Annotated in this window: 10 protein-coding genes; all 10 read right to left on the bottom strand. The window is 65.8% G+C overall.

Annotated elements, in window-relative coordinates; all coding sequences use genetic code 11:
• Positions 1–95 precede the first annotated feature (95 nt).
• Positions 96–929: an inositol monophosphatase family protein gene (locus F8G81_RS07315; protein WP_267278339.1), complete on the bottom strand. Its 834-nt coding sequence runs from the start codon at positions 927–929 to the stop codon at positions 96–98.
• Entirely contained in the window at positions 926–3175 is a 2250-nt protein-coding gene (ligA, locus tag F8G81_RS07310; RefSeq protein ID WP_267279150.1) for an NAD-dependent DNA ligase LigA, read from the bottom strand. Before ligA ends, F8G81_RS07315 begins: the two co-directional genes overlap by 4 nt.
• Positions 3176–3285: 110 nt before the next feature.
• On the bottom strand, positions 3286–3879 hold the full coding sequence (locus tag F8G81_RS07305) for a hypothetical protein (RefSeq protein WP_267278338.1): 594 nt from the start codon (positions 3877–3879) through the stop codon (positions 3286–3288).
• A gap of 153 nt (positions 3880–4032) precedes the next feature.
• Positions 4033–4614 (bottom strand): hypothetical protein, encoded by a 582-nt coding sequence (locus F8G81_RS07300; protein ID WP_267278337.1) that lies wholly within the window; start codon positions 4612–4614, stop codon positions 4033–4035.
• Positions 4615–4733: 119 nt separating this feature from the next.
• Positions 4734–9179, bottom strand: a complete 4446-nt coding sequence (locus F8G81_RS07295) for an FtsK/SpoIIIE domain-containing protein (RefSeq protein ID WP_267278336.1) — start codon at positions 9177–9179, stop codon at positions 4734–4736.
• Complete coding sequence (locus F8G81_RS07290; protein ID WP_267278335.1) at positions 9176–9880, bottom strand: hypothetical protein; 705 nt, start codon at positions 9878–9880, stop codon at positions 9176–9178. The genes F8G81_RS07295 and F8G81_RS07290 overlap by 4 nt, the downstream gene beginning before the upstream one ends.
• A gap of 64 nt (positions 9881–9944) precedes the next feature.
• Positions 9945–11738: a serine/threonine-protein kinase gene (locus tag F8G81_RS07285; protein ID WP_267278334.1), complete on the bottom strand. Its 1794-nt coding sequence runs from the start codon at positions 11736–11738 to the stop codon at positions 9945–9947.
• Entirely contained in the window at positions 11735–13645 is a 1911-nt protein-coding gene (locus F8G81_RS07280) for a hypothetical protein (protein ID WP_267278333.1), read from the bottom strand. The genes F8G81_RS07285 and F8G81_RS07280 overlap by 4 nt, the downstream gene beginning before the upstream one ends.
• A complete protein-coding gene (locus F8G81_RS07275) occupies positions 13632–14549 on the bottom strand; it encodes a PP2C family protein-serine/threonine phosphatase (RefSeq protein WP_267278332.1) in 918 nt (305 codons plus the stop codon). The genes F8G81_RS07280 and F8G81_RS07275 overlap by 14 nt, the downstream gene beginning before the upstream one ends.
• Entirely contained in the window at positions 14546–16057 is a 1512-nt protein-coding gene (locus tag F8G81_RS07270) for an RDD family protein (protein ID WP_267278331.1), read from the bottom strand. The genes F8G81_RS07275 and F8G81_RS07270 overlap by 4 nt, the downstream gene beginning before the upstream one ends.
• Positions 16058–16088 lie beyond the last annotated feature (31 nt).

The raw sequence follows: 16088 nt of genomic DNA, 5'->3' as shown, positions 1-16088 counted from the left end.
CAATGGTAGTGGCAGGCTGAGCCCGGACGCCCGGAAGAAGGCGTTTCCGTGACGGAACTATCACTCCCGGCAGAAAGTCCGCTCCCGGCGGGAAGTCAGAGCGGGAACTTGCCGGACAGCTCCAGGCTGGCGGCACAGGTCCAGGCGGCCAGCCTGTCCTCATCTGTTGGCCCGCCGTTGAGTGGGCTGACCAGCCGGGGACGCCTCACCCAGCAGCCCGCCTCCTCAGCGATAAGCGCCCCGGCTGAGAAATCGTGCTCGTTCAGTCCCCGTTCACCGAAGGCGTCGTGGGTTCCGTCGGCCACCATGCACAGGTCCAGCGCTGCAGAGCCCAGGCGCCGGACGTCGGCGAAGTCCTCCATCAGGCTGCCCAAAAGCGCTGCCTGTTCCGCCCGGACGCGGGGATCGTAGCTGAAGCCGGTAGCCAGGATTTGGCCCTTCCTGCCTGCCTCCGGCCCCTGCAGCCGGGTGAGCCTGCCGGACTCCTCCAGCCACGCCCCCTGGCCGCGGGCCGCATAGTAGACGCGCCCCAGTGCCGGGGCATTAACGACGCCGGCGAGCCAGACACCACGGGCATCGGCCACCGCCACGGAGGTGGCGTAATAGACGATGTTTCGGATGAAGTTGGTGGTGCCGTCCAGCGGATCAATGGACCAGCGGTAGCCGCTGGGCTCGGCGGGGAGTGTGGTTCCGTGTTCCTCGCCTGTGATGGTGTCCTGGGGCCGGGCCGTGTTGATGGCGCTCCGAACGGCATCCTCCGCTGCGATGTCAAAGGCGGTGACCCAGTCACCCGCCGCGCCCTTGTTGCTGGCCCCAAGGGCATCGCCGTTGCGGGAGGCAAGCACTGAAGCCCCTGCGGCGGCCGCCTGCTTTGCCACCTCCAGGAGCACTTCCGGATGATCCGGAGGCAGCAGGTCCGCGTTGCTCATTCGGCTGCCTCCGGCTCAATAACGCCGCCCGCTCCGGCAGGTTCAGGGGCTGGTTCCTTGTCTTCCGGCTTGGCTGTCAGATGGGCCGGTCCGTTGGCAAGGAGTTCGCGGAACCCGTCCTCATCCAGCACGGGCACTCCCAGCTGCTCAGCTTTGTCCAGTTTGGTTCCAGCGTTCTCACCGGCCACCACGTAACTGGTGTTCTTGGACACCGAGCCGGCCGCCTTGCCGCCCCGGATGAGGATGGCTTCCTTGGCCTCGTCCCTGCTGAAGTCCGGCAGCGAGCCCGTGACGACGATGGTCAGGCCTTCAAGGGTGCGCGGCATGGATTCGTCGCGCTCATCCTCCATCCGGACTCCTGCGGCGGCCCAGCGGTCGATGATCTCCAGGTGCCAGTCCTCGGCGAACCATTCCTTGAGCGCCGCCGCGATGGTGGGGCCCACGCCGTCCACCCCGGCCAGTTCTTCCTCCGACGCCCGGCGAATTGCGTCCATGCTCCCAAAGGCGTTGGCCAGCGCCCGTGAGGCCCTCGGCCCGACGTGCCGGATGGACAATGCCACCAGCACACGCCACAGCGGCTGGGTCTTGGCCTTTTCCAGTTCCCTGAACAGCCTCTCCGTGTTGGCTGTGGGCTTGGACGGTGACTTCGCCGTGCCCTTGCTGTAGAAGTAGGGCACCAGTTCAAACTCGCCCGTGGGCACCCCCTTGGAGCGCTTCTCACGTCTGATCCGGACATCCGCAAGATCCCCAGGGGTGAGGTCAAACAGCGCCGCCTCGGACGTCAGCGGCGGCACGGCGGGTTCGGCAGGCTGGGTCAGCGCAATGGCCGCCTCCCAGCCAAGCGCCTCAATATCGAAGCCGCCCCGGCCAGCGAGGTGGAAGACCCGTTCACGCAGCTGGGCGGGGCAGGACCGGGCGTTGGGGCAGCGGATGTCCACATCCCCTTCCTTCGCCGGGGCCAACGGTGTTCCGCAGGAAGGGCACTCGGTGGGCATGACAAAATCCCGGACCGGCGGTTGCTGCTGCTCCCGCAGGGCAAGCACCGGCCCGACAATCTCCGGAATGACATCGCCGGCCTTGCGCAGGACCACGATGTCGCCGATTTTCACGCCCTTGGCCTTCACCACGTCCTGGTTGTGGAGCGTGGCCATCTCCACAGTGGAGCCGGCAACCTTGACGGGCTCCATGACTCCGTACGGCGTGACGCGTCCTGTCCGGCCGACGTTGACGGCAATGTCGAGCAGTTTCGTGTGGACTTCCTCGGGCGGGTACTTGTAGGCCACTGCCCAGCGGGGCACCCGGGACGTATAGCCCAGGGCGCGCTGGGTGGCGAAGTCATCCACCTTGATGACGATGCCGTCGATCTCATGCATCAGGCTGTGCCGTTTGTCGCCATAGCCCTTGATGAAATCAAGGATCTCCGGGAGGCTTCGCAGGACTTCAAAATAGGGGCTGACAGGCAGGCCCCATTCCTTCAGCTGTGCGTATGTCCCGGACTGGCTTTGCGTCTGAAGTCCTTCCCGTGCCCCAATCCCGTGGACGAACATCTTCAGTGGCCGTTTGGCCGTTTCGGCGGGGTCCTTCTGCCGCAGGGAGCCCGCCGCCGCGTTGCGGGGGTTGGCCAGCGGTGCTTTGCCCGCCGCGATAAGGGCCTCGTTGAATTCAGCAAAAGCCGTTGACGGAATAAACACCTCGCCGCGGACTTCCATTTCAGCGGGGTAGCCTGTTCCGCTCAATTCCTGCGGTATTTCCTTGATGGTAAGCACGTTGTGGGTGATGTCTTCGCCGGTGGTGCCGTCACCCCTGGTGGCCGCCCGGACAAGTTTCCCGTCCCGGTACAGCAGGTTGACGGCCAGGCCATCAATCTTCAGCTCCGTCAGCCAGGCCGGCGGCATTCCGCCGTTACCCACCTTGGCGATGCCGGCAGCTGCCTTATCGATCCACGCTTCCAGCTCCTCGAGGGAGAAAACGTCCTCCAGGCTGTACATGCGCTGCAGATGTTCGACGGCGGCAAACGCGGCTGACACTTCACCGCCAACCACCTGGGTGGGCGAGTCATTGGACACCAGCTCAGGGTGCAACGCCTCGATCTCCTCGAGGCGCCGAAAAAGTTCGTCAAACTCGGCATCCGAGACCAGGGGTTCGTCCTCCTGGTAGTACGCGAATCTGTACTTCCGGACGAGGTCGGCCAGGTTTTCGTACTCCTCCCGGACCGACCCAGACGGAACCGCCTCAGGTTCCGTCATGTCTTCAGTCCGGGTTGCTGTCTCTTCTGCGGGGCCTGGTGCTGTGCTCACAGACCTATCTTGCCCTACACCCCGGACATTTTGCTGGGGATGCAAGGACGCGCGCTGAGTCAGTGGCTGGAGACACGCTGCCGGGCCCACCAGGCGAAGGCCAGGCCGCCCATGCCAACCAGCAGCACCCCTGCCAGGATGGCCGGCACGCCCGAATCTCCAAAACCTGGACCGTCTGCGCCGGAGACGGCGGCGGCCTGGGTCGGTTTGGCGGACTTCGTAATCGGCTTGTTCCAGTTGGATTCAGTGCTGGGGGTTGCCGCGGACGGAGTGGCCGCAGCGCTGCTGGAGGATGGTTCCGCTGACGGTGACGGCTCTATGGTTTCGCTTGGCTCGGGGGCAAGGGTGGGACGGGGTTCCAGCGTGGGCTCAGCGGGTGGCACACCGGGCCCGGGCTTCGCCGGGGGTTCCTCAGGCGGTTTCGCCGGAATGGAGGGCTCTTCCGCCGTCGGCTTCGGCTCAGGTTTCCGGACAGCTTCCTCTGGTGCGGGTTCGCAGGACTCCTGGCAGGCGGCCGTGGCCGTGGCCGTGGGCGTGGGCTCGGGTGAATCGGCATGGGCGGCCCCCACCGCCGAAAGACCAACAGACAGAGCGAGGACTGCAGCTGCCGCGGCCGCGGTGGCGGCTTTGAGTGCAGCGCAGGACAGGGTCATTTGTTGCCTTTGGACGGGCGCGGCCCCCCTCCGCTGCGAACATGTGTTCCCGGTAGTCTGCTACAACACGCCGCCGGGCCGCAAATCTCAGGAATTATCAGCCCGCAGGTTATAAGGGCTCCCGGTGGGCACCAACGGCGGCCGCCAGCATGCTCAGTGGGCCGAGACCCGGTTCCTGCTCCACCAGGCAAAGGCCAGGCCGGCGAGCCCCACCAGAAGCACCCCAGCCATGATGGTCAGCAGCCGGGGGTCTCCGAAGCCAGGCCCGTTCCCCGGCGATACAGCGGCAGCCTGAGTGGACTTCGCTGACCCCGTGATGGGCTTGTTCCAGTTTGGTTCTGTGGAGGGTGCTCCGCTGGGCGGAGCGGCGCTGGTTGACATGACTGTGGCCTCAGCGGAGGGTGTCTCCTCAACGGCAGTCTCTTCGGGCGCGGGGGCAAGGGTGGGAGCCGGGGCAGGGACCGGGTCCGCGGGCTGTGGCGGAGCCGGCGGGGACGGGGCCGGCGGCGCTGCCGTGGCGGTAGGTTTCGGGGAAGTAGGAGTCGGTTGGGGACCCGGCGGATCCTCGGGATCCGGTTCGGATGGGCCCGGGAGGCAGATGAGCCGGCAGGTAGGGGCAGGCTCGGGAGTGTCAGCTGCGGCAGGCGGAACTGCGGCAAGGCCGGTGGAGAGTGCCAGGACCGAAGCTGCCCCCGTCACAGAAACAGCGCGGAGCACAGTGGAGGATCGGGGCATGTATACCTTTTCGACTTTGCGCGGCCCCCTCCGCCCAACGGGTGTTCCCGGTAGTCTGCTACAGCACGCGGCCGGGCCGCAAATTCCAAGAATTCGCGGCCCGCCGCATACAGGTGCGCTCAGCCCCTGTTTTCAGGCGGCAGCGCGATCTGCAGTTTGCGTACTTTGCCCCGGCCCACAATGTACCCGCGGCCGGGGATGAAGTCGGGGCTGACCCTGCCCAGGGAGGTGTTGAGCAGGCTGTCGCCTTCGATGTCGCCGGGGTTGATCAGCAGTCCGCGGCGCCCCGATTTGAAGGGCTGGGAAAGGGACCAGGCTGAAGACCAGGTGGACGTTTCGGACTCCCCGATGACCCACTGGTCGGCCTTGATTGACGCCGTCACCAGTTGCCCTATCCGCGATTCTGCCACCGTGTCGGTGAACTCTGTCAGGCCCTCGATGAAGATGGCCACCGCGCCGGGATTTCCGGATGAATGCTCGATCAGGTCTTCGGCCACCTCGGCGAGGTCATCCGCGCCTACTATCGACCGGTTCCAGATGGGCAGCGAGGCTACAGCTGACCGCCTCGAGCCGATGTAGACGAGCTCCGTCTCCGGGTTGGAGCGCCTGAGCGCGTAGGCGAGAGTGACCAGCGCCACGGTTCTTCCGGCGCCGGGCGGACCTGACACCAGCAGCGGCCCCTTCGCCATGATCTCCGCCGGTTCCAGCGTTTCGTTGTCGACGCCGATCACCGGCAGGTCCGGACGGCCGGCTGGCAGCACGTCGAGGTCCACCTGCTCCGGGAGCCGTTCGATCCTTGGTGCCCTGTCCAGGCCCTGGCGGAGCATCGCCTCGCTGAGCTTGTGGACCTCCCTCGCCTGCAGGGCCAGGTTGGAGTTGCCTCCCAGGACCGCGAGCTGGACCTCCAGACCATCCAGCAGGCCCCTGCCCGGCGGCGAGGTGTTGCTGAGGACGTCCCTGGGAACCGCCATGGTCAGATAGTCGTCCTCGGAGGAGAGCCGCAGAACCAGCCGGCGCTGAATGGACGCCAGCAGCGACGCCGGCACGGAGTTGGGGCGGTCACCCGTCACGACAAGGTGGATGCCCAGGGGACGTCCGTCGGTTGCCAGCTGCAGGAAAATATCCCACAGTGCGGAAAGTTTGCTGTACTCGTAGGTCTCGCGGAATGCGGACATTCCGTCCACCAGCACAAAGATCCGCTTTTCACCGGGGCGGTTCGCCAGCCTCCGGTACTCCACGATGGTGGAGGCCCTGACCTCGGCGAAACGGGCGGAGCGTTCATCAGCGATGTCGCGCAGCAGGCGAAGGAGGCGTCCGACGCGTTCCACGTCGTCCCCGCTGATGATCTCCCCCACGTGCGGCAGCTCTTCAAGCATCTTCAGCCCCGAGGACCCGCAGTCAATCCCGTAGAGGTGGACCGGACCTCCCCTCGGAGTGACGGCCGCGGCAATCGCGATACCGCGCAGGGCCGCTGATTTTCCTGAGCCGCCGGTACCGTAGATGGCCATGTTGCCGTCTTTGTCCGGTTCGTAGAAGACCGTGGGCTGGTCCTGCCGGGAAGGATCATCCGCCACTCCCAGGAGCAGCCGCTCGTCCGTCCGCGGATTGGGGAGCTTGGAGAAGTCGTAGGTCTTGGCAAGCTCATCCAGCCAGGGTTTGCGCGGCGGGCGGATGGCCAGGAGTTCGGCCGCACGGACGATGTTGGTGGTCATCCGGGAGATGTCGTTCGGACCGGCGGGGTCTTCCTTTACCGGCTGGTCGGGGGCAGGCAGATCCCAGCTGGGACCTGAACCGAAGGCCATTTCAACGATGTCGATCTGAGGCCGCTGTGGCTTCTCGGTGGTCCAGCCACCTGCATAACCGGTCTGGAAGCCCTGGATCCTGCCAGGACCGGTCTTTGCGGCGCCGCGGCCCGGGATGGTTGGGTCAAAGTAGGCGGCGTCCGGGACGCCGAGGATATCGGTGGCATCCTCTACGTCCGCCATCCGCAGGGCCACGCGGAGGTTGGTGTTGGCCCGCAGGCTGTCCTTGATCACACCGGCGGGACGCTGGGTGGCCAGGATCAGGTGGAGTCCCAGTGAACGTCCGCGGGCGGCCACATCCACAACACCGTCCACGAATTCAGGCACTTCGGTGGCCAGCGCAGCGAATTCGTCCACGATGATGATCAGGTAGGGCGGAGCATCGGGATCGGCTTCGCGTTGAAGCGCCAGCAGGTCCTTCGCCTTTTTCCGGTTCAGCAGGTGCTCCCGGTAGTGGAGTTCTGCCCGGAGGGAGGTCAGGGCCCGGCGGACCAGGTGCTGGGAGAGATCGGTGACCAGGCCTACGGTGTGCGGCAGGTGCAGGCAATCGGCGAAAGCGGCCCCGCCCTTGTAGTCCACAAACAGGAAGCTCACCCGGTCAGGGCTGTAGGCGGCGGCCATGCCCATGACCCAGGACTGCAGGAACTCCGACTTGCCGGCACCGGTGGTTCCGCCCACCAGGGCGTGCGGCCCCTCGTTCTTCAGGTCCAGGTACAGCGGTTCAATGCCTTTTGAACCCACCAGCGCGCGGAGCGTCCCATTGTCCTTGCGGTTCTGGACGGCGGTGGCATGGACAGAGTTGTTCTCTTTCCACCGTTCAGCCACGGCCTGCGGGTTGTCCAGGAAGTCCTTGCCGATCAGGGTGGCGTAGGACACCGCACGCGGCAGGTCCGAGTCGTCACTCATGGGCTTGCCCACGTCCACTACCGGGGAGAGCATCCTGGCCAGCTGGGCGGCGAGATCCGCGTCGAGGCTTTCGCAGCTGACGGGGTAGGTGTGCTGGCCAAGCCGCACCTGTCCGGTGGTGGTGCCGTGATCGCCGTCCACCACCATAAAATCCCGGCACGCGGCAGGGAGAGCCTGGATGTCGGTGGCCACCCACATGACATGAACGCCGGAATCGGGCCCGCGCTCGGCGAGCCGCGTCAACCGTCCGCGGTCAACAGGGGCGTCGTCCTCCACAATGACCAGGACCGCCGGCAGGACCGGCACGGGAACCTCCACGTTGGCGGGGTCAAGCTCCGGGCGGAGGTCGGCGCCGGAGCGCTGGGCCAACGCTTCACGGGTGTCCACCAGGTCCTCAAGGCGGGCCAGGAGGGAGGAACCGCCTGCTGAGCCTGCGGCCAGATGGTCGCCGCTGATCGGGCTGTGGCCCGAACCTACGTGCGGAAGCCACTGCAGCCAGTTCCAGCGTTCGCGGGACTGGGCTGAGGTGATGGCTGTTATGACGGCCTCGGCGGGTGAGTGAAGGCCCGCCAACTGCAAAACCATGCCGCGGGCCACGTCATCAACCAGTCCGCGTGCTCCCGCGACACCAAAGGATCCCGCCGTCCGCAGCTGGGAGACCACCGGCACGCCCTCGATGTCCTTGAACTGCTTGAGGCAGTCCTGGATCTCGCGCATGTATTCCACTTCGGTGTCGTTGTTCGACGACTCCTCAAGTATCACCCGGGACGGCGCAGTGCCCAGGCCAAACCTCAGGCCCAGGAAGCCCTTGTGCTCGGGGCGGTGGGTCCAGAGCAGCGGCCCCAGTTTGTAGATGGAATCCACGGTGTCACTGACAGAGGGCGCCTCCTGCAGCCGGACGGAGCGTTCAACGTGCTGCAGTTCGGTGATGTCCTGGCGGAACGCGGCCATGGACTCCCGGAAGTGCTTCAGCTGTTCCTTCATTCGGCGCTTGGTCTGTATCTTCTGGTCGACGTAGTGGCCCACCACGAACAGCGGCATCATCAGCATGAACACAACGGAAATCAGGTTCCGGGTGGTTGCGAAGATCACGGCACCCATCAGCAGCGGCGCCATCAGCATGATGTAGGGGAAAGGCTGGTTGTCCGGCCGTTTGGGTCCCGCCGGCAGCACCCGCTTGGGCGATTCAAACCGGGGAACCACGCGCGGTGACCGGTTGAAATCGACAAGGGGCGACGTCGGCGCTGCCGCCTGGTTCCGCCCCAGCGGAACCACTGTGACGGTGGTATCACCAAGGGTCACCGTGTCTGAGGAATTAAGCGTGGCCCTGGTGACCGGAAGTCCGTCCATCAGAAGGCCGTTGGCCGAATTGGTGTCCACGATCTCGACGCTTTCGCCTACGGTGATGCGGGCGTGCCGTTTTGAGGTCATGGGATCGCTCAGCCGGATGTCAACGTCCCGGTCCCGGCCAATGTAACTGGTGCCCGAGGGGAGGGAAAACTCCTGGCCGACGTCGGGACCGGACAGGATCCGCAGGGTAGCGGCGGCCGGGCCCCGGTTGGCGCCCGGAGCGTCAAACTGGGCGCTGACCTGGGTCAGGGAAACAACCGAGCCGGGGCGCAGCCCTGATTCCAGCAGGTTGTCCGTGCGGGTCAGGACATTGCCGCGCATCCCGCCGGCCACGAAGGCCTCGTCGATCCGCAGCGAAAGGTTTTCCGGGGCCGGGACCCCCTTGCGGTCCGGGTCGGCGGACCAGAGCTGCGTGGCAGTGTCCGCCACCGTGGCCAGGCCGTCAACGGTGACCGCGAGGTCCTTGGTCTCAGCCGGGTCCCGGCGAAGTGTCAGCCGAATCCTCATCCTTCGTCCACGCCCCTCATCTTTTCGAGCAGATACAAGTCTTCAGGCGTGACCAGATGGGACGTAACCGCATGTTCAACAAGCCTGGCGCGCCGGTTGGTGGCCAGTTTTCCGCCTCCGCCGCGCAGTCCCACTACTCCAACCCTGTCCAGCTTGTCGCAGACGTTGTCCAGCTTGCGGTTGAACCGGGTCAGGGCCCAGCCGAGCGTCTTGGCTGCAGCGGCCGATGACGGAATGGCACTGAATCCCGTCCCTTCGCGGCGGAGCATCGGTTCGGCGAGCGCAACGATGAGCGCTTTCTGCGAGTCCGTGAACACCACGGGGCCGATGGTGGTGTCGCCATTGCTGTTTTCGTCCCGGGCCTCTTGGCGGAACGACGGCGTCTTGAGGTGAACGGCGAACTCGTATGTGGTGGGTCCGGCGGTGAAAATGATGTTGGTGTGGCTGAAGACGAGGGGTATGCGTGCCCCAGGAGACAGCCAGGCCTGCATGCCGCCGGAACCGTCGGCGACTGTTGCCGACAGCATGCTGCCCACGTTGCTGAGCCACCACATTCCGTCGTAGCGGGCCACCTGCAGGAACTGGCGATGCAGGTAAGGGTTGTCGTCCACTTCAAGGTCGCCCTCACGCCCGATGTTGAAAATATCCTCATCCGACGGTTCGTACCACTCACCACAGAAATCTATTGCTAGATCCCCCATTTTCCGTGCCTCCTCATAGGGCATTGCATGTTGTTCGTCGGCCTGTCTGCTGGCCAGGCCATTCCTACTTATTGGGCACGCAGCTGACCGAATCTTCTTCTTCCATGGGAGAGGAGGACCCGTCACTTCGGACCAACATCACCCTGATACAGGTGGTTCCGGAGGGATTTGGTTTCACCTCGACAAAGGACGAGGTAGTGGACTGGTAGGGACCCTCGGTCTCCCCGGGCGCGAAGACCCGCCACTTGAAGACATCACCGGGTTTCGGCTGGGGATTGTTCCAGGTGAAACTCACTGTTCCTGCACCGTCCAGGTACCCGCCTAGTGCCTCGACGTCCGGGACAGTCCCGTTATCCAGGGGATCTACCGGAGGCTTGCTGACCTGCTCGGTGGGTACTGGCTTCGGCGGGGCCGTTGCAGACAAGGCAATTCCCACCACGACGGCGACGGCCAGCAGGGTCCCTCCGGTGATCGCCAGCCACAGGTTGCGTTTGCCGTGGTCGGCGGGGGCAGGACTGGGGGCGTTCCCCCGGGCCATGGCCGGACGGCCGACGGTGGCGTCAAGCTCGGGTTGTCCCGAGGGTCGTCCTGCAGGTTGACCGTAAGGTTGTCCGGTGTCAGCCGTCAGGAGGGACGGGCGGTGGACGGTGGCGTCCTGCGGCGTGCCGTAGGCGGCGGGTGTGCTGCCGCGGAGCATGGTGGCGTGCGACCACTCCCCCGCCGGGTTTCCCTGGGGATGCTGGCCGCCGAAGAGGTGGCCCGGGACCTGGGGCCGGGCGGCGTCTGCCGCCGGGACAGGGGAAGCCGGACCGGCCGCCGGCCTGGCGGACGGGGGGCCAGCCACCGGGAATGGGCCGGGGCCCTGGGGACGGGTACGTGCCGGGAATGTCGGGGCGCTGCCTGTGCGCTCCGGATCGATGGCGGCAACGCTGCGGACCCGGGTTTCCTCGAAGCCGTCGTCCGGGTGGCCGTCCTCCTGATGGGGTTCTTCGAGCACCTCGAAGGGGGTGACTGAGAGGTTCAGCTCAGCCTGGATCCGCTGCAGGGCAAGAGCGAACGCGTGGGCCGAGGAGTACCTGGACGATGCTGACTTCGCCATGGCGGTGGAGAGTGCCAGTTCGAGGGACTCCGGAACGTCGGCGCGGCCGAGCTTGGGCAGTGCCATGGTGCTGATGCGCGAAATCAGTTCACGCTGGGAATTGTCGGCCCCCGGCATCACGAAGGGAGACCGCCCGGCCAGCAGTGTGTACAGCGTGGCCCCCAGGGCCCAGACATCCACCAAAACGCCGTCGATGGGCCCATCGGTGAACTGTTCTGGCGGGGACCACGGAATTGACATCCCGGCGTCGTCGTCGGCATCGCTGCCCAGCGTTCCGGAAATCCCGAAGTCTGTCAGTGCCGGGCGGTTGTAATCAGTGACCAGGATGTTCGCCGGTTTGATGTCCCGGTGCGCAATGCCTGCCCGGTGGGCGGTTTCGACGGCGGATGCCACCTGGATGCCCACGGCCAGGACTTCGTCCACGCTGAATCGCTGGCGCCGGTAGCGCACATCAAGGCTGGGCCTGGAGCAATACTCCATGGCCAGGTAGGAATGTCCTGCCTCAGTTACCTCAGCCTCGTAGATGGTCACGATGTAGGGGTGGGAGGAGAGTTGGGCCATGAGGTTGGCCTCAGACTCGAACCTCCGCCGCGCGCCGTCCGTTTTCAGGTCGGACAGCAGGACCTTGACAGCCACTTTCCGCCGCGGCCGGTCCTGCTCGTAGAGGTAGACGTCGGAGAACCCGCCGGATCCCAGCAGGCTGATGTAGTTAAAACCCGGGATGTGGGGCGGCGGCGCAACAGGCCGTTTCGAACTCAAAGAATCTCCTCAAAACGCAATGAGATGTTGTCGCCCAGTTCGGCGATATCGCCATCGAGCACGATGGCCATTTCGTTCTGGGCCAGCCGCCTCGGCTGCTGGCCTTCCCGGACCAGGACCGTTCCGTTGGTGGCCTTGAGGTCACACAGCATCACGTGCCAGCCTTCCAGCCGGACTTCCACGTGCGAACGGGAGATATCGCCGCCGGGGCTCGCCACCTGGACGAGCCGGGGCATCACCCCGCCCTGGACCCTGGAGACTGAGGGCTGCCGGCCGATCACCAGCGAATGGTCAAGGTCCACCACTTCACCGGTGGATACCCGCATCCGGCCCAGCCGTGGCCGCGACACCTGGACGCCGTCGGAGGGCAGCGGCAGCCCGCAGGCGGCGCACTGCGCATGCGTAGGCGGGTTTGCGTGGCCACGGCTGCAGACCCGGGCTAGCACCAGCGGACCGGCAGCATCAGGAAGAACGGTGGGTGCAGGATGGGCAGCCATTCCGGCAAGGTCGCTTTTCATGATCGTGTGGCCGTCGTGGTCTCCGTCGAATCCTGCGGGAAGGCCTGCCGGGTCCTCCGCCGGGGAGTCCTGGCCGCTGCCAGGGGCCATTTCCGGGCCGGGACCGCCGGAAGGAATGTTCAGTGCCGGCGGGGCCTCGACGTGCCTGGTATTGGCCCCACCTGTGCGCCAGGGAACCGAGTCGATCAGCCCGCCAGTCATCGGGCCGTTACTGATCGGCCCGCTGTCTGTGGGTGGTGCGGACACTCCGGGCATGGAAGCTTCGGGCGCGGACACTTCGGGCGCGGCAGCTTCGGCCGTCGGCATCTGCGCTGGCAGCTCCAGATCGGCACTGCCAACCTTCCCCGGCGGTGATGCGGGCCCAACACCCTCCGTCGCCTCGGGGTCATCGCGGACGGCGGCATCTTCGATACTCCGTACCACCGTGCGTTCCCACAGGTGGTCGTACGTGCCGGTCAGTTCGTTCGCGGGGACAGGGTCCGGCCCGGTGGCCGGTTCCTCCCCGGCGGAAGCCGGATATTCCCCCGGTTCGGAAGACTCCGCCGATTCCGCCGAATAGTAGGCATCATCGTCGAGGACGCCCATGACGGTCTCAGCCGAAGCACCATGTTCCGGGGCCATTGAATCCGGGACCGTGGCGCCTTCTTCGGGCAACAACGCGGTGGGCTCGGCGATGGCCTCCCCGTCAGCAGCAGGCTGAAGTCCTTCAAGAACGGTGTCGGGTTCAGCAGCCGTGCGCATTTCAGGCGTGGCAGGTTCGGCGAGTACCGGCTCAGGCGAGACCGGCTCAGGCGAGACCGGCTCGGCCAAAACCGGCTCGGCCAAAACCGGCGCAGGCAGGACTGGTACAGGCTGGACTGGTAGAGGCGAAGCCAGCGAGGTTACGGCAGTGGCGGCCAGCCCATCCTGTGCATCCACGCCTTGCCTTGGGGCAGCCGTGGTCGGCGCGTCGGCCAGAGCCACCGTCAATGACTGCATCAGGACCACGCCCTCCGCCAGGGGAAGCTCCCGGGCGGCAGGACCAGCTCCGGGAAGGGTGAGCCGGTACCACTCCGGAGCACCAAAGCGTCGCTCGTTCCACGTGGTCACGTCCCGTCCGCTGACCTCGATGGGACCCCCCGGGAGCTGGGCTGTCAGATCCAGCTCACCGCGCAGGAAGACATGGAGTGAGTTCTGCAGGTCAACTATTCCGAACGAAGGAATCTGTGACAGTGAAACACCAAAACTGCTGGTGACCGCATAAAGGACTTCGTGGGCCTCAGGCCCGTCCGCCAGCAGCTCCCACACTGACTGGACCAGGGCCGGCTGCGTATCGGGCCCAAGAATGACGGCCGTCCCGGAGCGAACAATTCCCAGCCAGGTTCCCGGCGCGTAACTACCTGCTGCCATCTCCTGGCTCCTCGCTTTCATTCTGCTCGCCCTCTGGCCCGCGCGCGTCCACAACCTGGGCACGGGGCAACGTGACTTCGTCTTCTGCATCGATGGCGGGCCTGGGGGCGGTGGTGGCGATTCCGGCGTCGTTCATCACGTTCTTGGCGTCTACCACAATGACGGTGACGTTGTCCCTGCCGCCGTTTCGAAGGGCTGCCTGGATGAGGGCGTCGACGGCGTCCTGGGGATGCCCCACGGTGCTGAGGATGCGGAACATGTGTTCATCAGTCAGTTCGGCATTGAGGCCGTCTGAACAAATCAGCATGCGGTCCCCCTCCTCGACGGGCAACAGCCAGTAATCGGCTTCCGTGTCGGTTCCCGTTCCCAGCGCCCGCGTGACCACATGCCGCCGCGGATGGACTGTTGCCTGCTCGGGCGTGATTTCGCCGGCGTCAACAAGTTCCTGCACTTCAGAGTGGTCCACGCTTATTTGGGCGAACTGCCCCTGGCTCAGGCGGTAGGTCCTGGAGTCGCCGATGTTCATGACCAGCCAGTACGGCATGCCCATCTGTTCAACAACAACTGCCCCGGTCAGGGTGGTTCCGGCGCGCGCACCGGTGGCTTCGCGAATGGAGCCATCCGCCCGGACCAGGTACTGCTGGAGCACCGCCGCGGTAACGCTTCGCTCACCGGTGGCCAGTTGCGGCATCGCCGCCAAGGCGCGGACGCACATGCCGCTGGCAATTTCGCCGGCCTCATGGCCGCCCATTCCGTCAGCGACCGCGAACACGGGGTCGGACGCGATGAAGGAGTCTTCATTCAGTTCGCGCCGCAGGCCGCGGTCCGTTCCGTAGCCGTAGCTCAGGCTCAGCCCGGCCCCCTGGTCGGCGTCGGGGGAAACACTGGCGGGCTGGGAGTTCATGCCTGTCCTAGGTGGAAGGAACGGTCACCAAAATGAACAATGGATCCCGGGCTGACAAACGCGGGCACGCCCGGCTGAAGGGGTGTGCGCAGGCCGTCCGCGGTGGTGACAGCGCTGCCGTTTGTGGAGTTCCTGTCTGTCACCCAAATCCCTGCACCGTCGGTCAGGAGGTGGAGGTGCGTTTTGGAAATAGAGCGGCTGGAGTCATCGATGGCCAGCAGCTGGGCCTGCTGCTCGCCAGTCTGTCCCACCGGGTTCCGGCCTACCAGGACGTTGCGGTCAAGCTGGAAGTCGCGTCCGTCGTCGAGCTTTATCCGCAGGACAGCCACAGGGGCGGCCTCCAGGGTTCCGCCGCGCATCTGTGTGCGGTCGTGGTCATCGTCCGGGTGCCCACCGGCAGAGGGGCCGGCAACTGCGGCCGAAGGATTGACGACGGCGGGCGGCTGCGGCGGGGCCGGGTGCGGCTGGAAAGACTGCGGCGCGGCCTGGTACTGGGGCTGCTGCTGGAACGACTGCGGCGGGGCCTGATACTGGGGCTGCTGCGCCGAGGACTGAGGTGCCCCCGGGATTTGGGCAGGCTGGAACGGTTGCGGTGAGGCGAACTGCTGGGCCGGTGCTGGCTGCTGCTGTCCAGCGGGCTGCTGGGCCGGGGACGGCTGGGCTGCGGCCTGGGGCGCCACAGGCGGGTGCGCTGCAGCGGGCCGGGGTATGGGCTGGTACGGGGCGGGCCGCTCCGCTGATGCCGGCTGCCATTGGTTGGGATTGTGTTTCTGGTTCGGGTTCGGATTCTGGCTCAGGGTCGGATTCTGGTTCAGGGGAAGCTGGGCGTTAATGATGTGGGGTGACTTGACTGCACCTGCCACGGGCGATACCACTGGCTGCACCGGCGGCAGGTCCAGCGGCGCGAAGCTGTACGGGCCCTGGATGCCGCCTGAAGTAATGGGGTTGCGCCCCGCCTTGACGTCGAAGACAAGTGTCTTGGCGGCTTTGTCATGCCAGCCACGGAGCCCGCCGTTCCGGTCCCACGTGTTGGATACCGCCACCAGGACTGCCCACACGGCACCGATGAGCAGCAGCGGACCGAGGATCAGGAGGGCGGCATCGAACCACTTAAAGACAACAACAGCGATCGCCGCGACGGCGGCCAGGATGATCCCGGCGCCCATGACCAGACCGCGGAGGAAAATGCCACCTGCACCCGGGCCATAGCCGTCTTTGTCTGCGCTCCGGATGCCCATGATCGTGTTTCCGATGGTCGTCCCGGACCGGCCTTCCATGCCCAGCTGCACAAACAGGTAAACCAGGGTCAGCCCAAGGCCGATGCCACCGAACAACACCACCGAGCCCGTGTCGTAGACGATGAAGCCACCGCTTTGGGTGCGGGTGATGCCGGCGAACCCAATGGCAAAGGCCACCACAAGGACGGCGAGCGGACCAAGCCAGTCCAAAACGGCCGCGCCGAGCCGCTTTCCGGCGCTTGCCGGAACGAGCTCAAGATTCACTGCCATTCCTGTCCCTCCCCCTGGGCTGTGGCCAGCC

Origin of the sequence: Arthrobacter sp. CDRTa11 (genome assembly GCF_026427775.1) — a bacterium.
Lineage (GTDB): Bacteria > Actinomycetota > Actinomycetes > Actinomycetales > Micrococcaceae > Arthrobacter.
Note: the sequence above shows the minus strand (reverse complement) of the source record. Positions and strands in the feature narration are given on the sequence as shown.